This window comes from Halapricum sp. CBA1109, assembly GCF_009741825.1.
GTDB lineage: Archaea > Halobacteriota > Halobacteria > Halobacteriales > Haloarculaceae > Halapricum.
Genome location: NZ_WPCA01000157.1, coordinates 1 through 5,802, shown reverse-complemented (window position 1 = coordinate 5,802; position 5,802 = coordinate 1). Strand labels below are relative to the sequence as shown.

Below are 5,802 nucleotides of genomic sequence, written 5' to 3'. Positions count from 1 at the left end.
AAAAAGGCCGCTCGCGCTCGGTAGAGCGCTCGCGGTAGAACCCCTGTGACCACAGCACCGCAACAACACGGCGCGGCACCGCAACGGCACAGCAGGCCTGCCCTTCCCCGGGGTCTCGCGGTTGCACCGCGAGGCTCGGGAGACGGAGTCTCCCGGGGGACGCCCACGAGGAGGGCCGTCCCCGGCCACCGCCGCCAGAGTAATTACAGATAGAACCGCGAAATGCAGCTACCGACGTCACAAACAGTCATCGTAGACAGCCGAGCCAGTGTATTGAATCGACGCTGGCTCGCCGTGTCCAATCGTCACCCTTTCGGTTCCAGTCGGTACCGCACCGTCGGGACGCCCTCGAAGGTCGGACCGGGGCCGCCAGCCTCAAAGCCCGCCGCTTGGACGGCGGCTTCGACCGTGTCGTCTGACTCGGGGACCAGCAGTTCGACGGCCATCCCCTCCCGCTCGGCGAACCGGACCGGCTCCGACAGCAGGCGCTCGCAGGCGTCGTCGTCCCCGTCTATCTGTGTGACGTGGACCGTCTCGGCCCGGGCGTCGAAGCTCACGAACCCCACTATCTCCTCGCCCCGTTCGCCCACCCGTACCGTTCGGTCGTGGACGAGGTTTCGCATCACGTCGCTCGGGGCCCCGGCCAGTTCGGCCAACCGCCCCGCGTCCGCCTCGACCGCGTCCCGTACGTCCATAGGGTGGTCTCCGGCGGCCACGTAATTACCTCTTGTGCCGCCCACTGCGGTGAATGGACACAGTTATTCCCCCCGAGCGGAAACGGCCGGGGTAATGACCGACACAGACAGTCACGGGGTGGTCGGATGCGCGTCGTAGCGAAGTTCGGCGGGACGAGTCTCGGCAACGGCGAGCGGATCAACCGCGCCGCCGACTCCATCGCCACCGCGATCGAACAGGGCCACGAGGTGACGGTCGTCGCCTCCGCGATGGGCAACACGACCGACGAACTCCTAGAGGAGATCGAGTACGACGTCGACGAGGAAGACCGGGCACAGATCGTCAGTATGGGCGAGCGCACCTCCGTCCGAATGCTGAAGGGCGCGCTCTCGGCCCGCGGCGTCGACGCTATCTTCCTCGAACCCGGCAGCGAGGAGTGGCCGATCATCACCGACGAGTACGGCGAGGTCGACGTCGAGGAGACGACCAAGCGCGCTCACGCGCTGGCCGGCCAACTGAAAGACGTCGTCCCGGTCATCACCGGTTTCCTCGCACAGGACCACGAAGGCAACGTCACGACGCTGGGCCGCGGCGGCAGCGACACGTCCGCCGTCATGCTCGGTAAGTATATGGACGCCGACGAGGTCGTCATCGTCACCGACGTCGAGGGCGTTATGACCGGCGACCCGCGCGTCGTCGAGGGCGCGCGCAACGTCGGCGAGATCAGCGTCGACGAACTCCGCTCGCTGTCCTTCCGCGGCGCGGAGGTCGTCGCTCCCTCGGCGCTGAGCTACAAGGCCGACGACCTCGGGGTCCGGGTCGTCCACTACCAGCACGGCGACCTGCTGGGCGGCGGGACCTCAATCGAGGGCCAGTTCGAGAAACTCATCGACCTAGAGGAGACCCGACTGGCCTGTGTCACCATCGCCGGGCGGGCCATCCGAAACAGCCCCGGCATCCTCGGTGACTTGGCGACGATGCTGGGCGACGAGGACATCAACATCGAGGCCAACTCCTCGGGGATGGACTCGCTGACGTTCTACGTCGACGCCGCAGAGGCCGACGAGGTCGAGGCGCTGTTGCACGACGCCGTCGTCTCGGACGACACACTTTCCTCGATCACCGTCGAGGACGACATCGCCGTCGTCCGCGTCACCGGCGGTGACCTCCCCAACCAGTCCGGGACCGTCAACGAGGTCATCGACCCCATCGCCGACGCCCACATCGACATCTACGACGTGATCACCTCCGCGACCTCCGTCTCGGTGTTCGTCCCGTGGGACGACCGCGAGCAGGCGCTTGAACTCGTTCAGAGCGTCTTCTGAGCGGCCCTGAACCACCTACACTTAAGCCCGCGTACACCCCCCATCCTGCATACGATGGAGTACACGCTGTCGATAGAGAACGCGCCGGACTCGGTCCCCGCCGGGACCGGTATCCTGCTCGTCCACCCCAGTACAGGCGAGACAGACCGCATCGACACCGACTTCCTCTCGTCGGACACCGACCACATGCTGATCGTCTCGACCCGCACCACCGCCCGCGAGGTCGAACAGAAACTCGAACACTACGAGGTCGACGAATCGAGGGCGACCATCCTCGACACGCTGTCGGTCGAACGCGGCTACACCCGCCGACAGAGCGAGAACGTCAAGTACGTCTCCGCGCCGGACGACTTAGACGCCATCGTCGAACAGACTCGGCAGTTCCTCGCGGAAAACGACGGCAAACGCCGCGTGAGCGTCGATTCCATCACCGAGATGGCCTACTACGCCGACGAGGACCGCACCCGCGAGGCCGTCGAGGCCATCCTCGACCTACTGGCCGACCACGACGCCGTCGGCCTGTTCCATCTCGCCGAGGGCGTCCACGACGACGACGTCGTCGGGGGCTACCGCGAGTTGTTCGACGGCGTCGTCGACCTCGACGCCGACGGCACCGTCAGCACCGACTTTTGAGGGTGTGTGTCACACGTTCCCATCGCCAATCGTTAAGAGCGTAGAGACGAACGGTTCGGACGTATGCCGAAGTGCCAGAACTGTAACTCATTTGTTACGGCTGCGTACGCGCGCGTCTTCACACCCAACGGTGTCGAGAACCCCCGGGTCTGCCCCCAGTGTGAGGACAAGATCCGCGACGGTGCCGACGTCCGCGAAGCGCGCTCGACGCGGCGTGGATAGGCGCACAACTCCCCCGCTGTAGTTCTCAGCGTTCGTCTTCGAGGATTTCGCTCGCACGCTCGAACAGCGCCGCCGCCCGCTCTGCCTCCCGCGCTTCGGCCGTGATCCGAACCAGCGGTTGGGTCCCGCTGGCCCGCAACAGGAACCAGCCGTCCTCGAGGCCGACTCGGACGCCGTCTAAGGTCGTCACGTCCTCGAAATCGGCCTCGACGCGGTCGGCGATGCGCTCCATGACGGCCGCCTTGTCGGTGACCTCGACGCTGTCCCGGCGGATCGGGTAGGTGTTCACGTCGGCGACCCGGTCGGCGAGCGGTCGCTTTGCGGCCAGCGCGACCAGTTTCACGGCCGCCAGCGGTCCGTCCGGACACAGCGTCGCCTCGGGCCATATCCACGCTCCCGATGGCTCGCCGCCGAAGGCCACGTCCGCGTCGGTGACGCGTTCGGCCACGTAGACGTCGCCGACGCGGGTCCGCGTGACGGTCACGTCGTTCTCGCCGAGGTAGTCGTCGACAGCCATGCTCGTGTCGACGGGGGCGGCGATGCGCTGGCCCGGGTCGGCCGCCGCGCGGGCCAGTATCGCCAACAGGACGTCCCCGGAGACGAACTCGCCGTCGCCGGTCGCTGCCCGCATCCGGTCTCCGTCGCCGTCGTGGGCGATGCCCAACTCGGCGTCGCCCTCACCGACCAGCGTCGCCAGCGACCGGCAGTTCTCGGCGGTCGGTTCGCTGGGTCGACCCGGGAACGCGCCGTCCGGTTGGGCGTTCAGCGTCTCGACGTGACAGCCCAGTTCCTGTAGGGCGTCGACGACGATGCCGCCGGCCCCGTTGCCGATGTCGACGACCACCGATGGCGGGTTCTCGATATCGACGGACTCGACCAACGCCTCGACGTGGCGCTGCCGGTAGTCCCCTCGCTCGCGGGTTCCGAGGCCGTCCCACGCCGCGAGGTCGGTTTCGCCGCTCTCGATGCGCTCGGTTATCTCGACCTGCATCGGGTCGTCGAAGGCCTGTCCCGAGGGTTGCCAGAGTTTGAGGCCGTTGTCGGGCGCGGGGTTGTGGCTGGCCGTGACTGCGACGCCGGCGTCGGCGTCCGCCCACGCGACGGCGCGGGCGACAGTCGGCGTCGCGGCTGCCCCCAACTCCACCACGTCGGTCCCGGACTCCCGGAGGCCCGCCGCGAGGGCGTCGACCAGCAGTTCGCCGCTCTCGCGTGGGTCCCGTCCGACGACCACGCGGTCGCTGTCGACACCAAGCGCACGACCGACCGACAGCGCGAGGTCGGCGGTGACCGTCTCGCCCACCGGTCCGCGGATACCGCTCGTTCCGAACATACCGAAGCGGCGCGCGCCGGCGGCAAAAAGGAGTGGGTTACTCGTAGCGGAGGGCGTCGATTGGGTCGGTCCGCGAGGCGCTCCAGGCGGGGTACAGGCCCGCGAGGACGCCGACGAGGATGCCGACGACGACGGCGACGGCGGCCCACGTCGTCGGGAAGACGTAGGGGACGCCCACGAACTCCGCGAGGGCGAACCCGGCCCCGAGTCCGAGCAGCGTCCCGAACACCGCTCCGATCACCCCGAGGATGATCGCCTCGACCAGAAAGAGGCCGAGGATGTCCCGTCGCTGTGCGCCGACGGCCTTCATAATCCCTATCTCGCGGGTCCGCTCGGTCACCGACACCAGCATGATGTTGGCGATGCCGATAGAGCCGACCAGAAGCGAGATGCCCGCGATGCCGACGATGAAGTTCTGCAGGAGGTTGAACACGTCCTCCAGTTGGCTCAGCAGTTCCGTGCTGGTCTTTTTGAAGTACCGGAGGCTGGCGTTCTCGGTGCGGGAGTTGGCGTCGGAGTCGCTGCTGTTGAGGTAGGCCTCGGCGTCGGCTTTTGCGGCTTGGACGTCGTCGGTGTCGGCGCTCTCGGCCTCGGCTATCACCGCGATGTACCGGACGAGGTCGCCGCCGCCGCGGTTGAACTGCTCGTAGTAGGGGTCACTCGGGAGGTAGATCCGTGGCGACGGCCCGAACCCACCGAAGGGACTCTTCGACGAGGAGTCGTTCGTGATGCCGACGACCGTCGCGTTCAGCCTGATCCCACCGACGGCGGTGATGTTGATGGTACTGTTCGTCGTTATCTCCTCCTCGAAGAGGCCGGCCATCGCCGGGTTGATCACGGCCTCTCGCTCTCCCATCCGGAACCGCCTCCCCTCGCCCATGTCCTCGGGGTCGAGATACTCCCGGCCCGTCGCGGAGATGCCGTCCTGTCTGGGTACCGTCTGCCCCCGATACCCGATAGACTGTGCGGGGACTGGGTTGAACACGTACGCCGCCTCTATCGCCGACCGCTCGTCGAGTTCCTCGGCGTCGCGCTGGGTGAACACCGGCTGTGCCCCCGACAGCGGCCCCTGATTGGCGTTGTCGGCCGGCGCCGCCCAGATGTAGACGTTGCTCCGGTCGTCTGGGCTGACGTCGCCCAGCACCCCTTCCTGGACGCCGGTCCCCAGCGTGACGAAGGTGATCACCGCCGCGATGCCGATGATGACGCCAAGCGTCGTCAGCGTCGACCGGAGCTTGTGGCCCTTGATCGAGCGCCACGCGATGCGGAAGCTCTCGATGACGTTCATCGACCCACCTCGCCCAGCTCTTCGACGTCCTCTATCTCGCCGTCGAGCAAGTGGACGATACGCTCGGCGTGTTCGGCGATGGGCCGCTCGTGGGTGACCATCAGGATGGTGTTGCCCCGTTCGGAGAGGTCCTCGAACAGATCCATAATCCGCTCGCCGGTTTCGCTGTCTAAGTTCCCGGTCGGTTCGTCCGCCAGCAGGAGGGCGGGGTCGTTCGCCAGCGCCGGGCGATGGCGACCCGCTGGCGCTGGCCGCCGGACAGTTCGTTGGGCCGGTGGTCGAGTCGGTCACCGAGGCCCACGTCAGTCAGCAGTTCGGCGGCGCGTTCG

At 67.3% G+C, this 5,802-nt stretch carries 5 protein-coding genes and 1 pseudogene; 2 read left to right on the top strand and 4 right to left on the bottom strand.

Going from position 1 to position 5,802, the window contains the following annotated elements; translation table 11 throughout:
* Nucleotides 1–305 precede the first annotated feature (305 nt).
* Nucleotides 306–695: a hypothetical protein gene (locus GJ629_RS13805; RefSeq protein WP_157513567.1), complete on the bottom strand. Its 390-nt coding sequence runs from the start codon at nucleotides 693–695 to the stop codon at nucleotides 306–308.
* 126 nt (nucleotides 696–821) lie between these two features.
* Between GJ629_RS13805 and GJ629_RS13800 the strand changes: the two genes are divergently transcribed.
* Entirely contained in the window at nucleotides 822–2,000 is a 1,179-nt protein-coding gene (locus GJ629_RS13800; protein WP_157513566.1) for an aspartate kinase, read from the top strand.
* 54 nt (nucleotides 2,001–2,054) lie between these two features.
* Nucleotides 2,055–2,633: an ATPase domain-containing protein gene (locus GJ629_RS13795; RefSeq protein WP_157513565.1), complete on the top strand. Its 579-nt coding sequence runs from the start codon at nucleotides 2,055–2,057 to the stop codon at nucleotides 2,631–2,633.
* A gap of 247 nt (nucleotides 2,634–2,880) precedes the next feature.
* Here the strand turns inward: GJ629_RS13795 and glmM are convergent, their stop codons facing one another.
* From glmM to GJ629_RS13780, 3 genes and pseudogenes are all read right to left on the bottom strand, one after another.
* Complete coding sequence (glmM, locus tag GJ629_RS13790; RefSeq protein WP_157513564.1) at nucleotides 2,881–4,185, bottom strand: phosphoglucosamine mutase; 1,305 nt, start codon at nucleotides 4,183–4,185, stop codon at nucleotides 2,881–2,883.
* 37 nt (nucleotides 4,186–4,222) lie between these two features.
* Entirely contained in the window at nucleotides 4,223–5,473 is a 1,251-nt protein-coding gene (locus GJ629_RS13785) for an ABC transporter permease (protein ID WP_157513563.1), read from the bottom strand.
* A pseudogene (locus GJ629_RS13780) lies at nucleotides 5,470–5,802 on the bottom strand (ABC transporter ATP-binding protein); the annotation flags it as partial. The pseudogene GJ629_RS13780 and the gene GJ629_RS13785, both read right to left, overlap by 4 nt.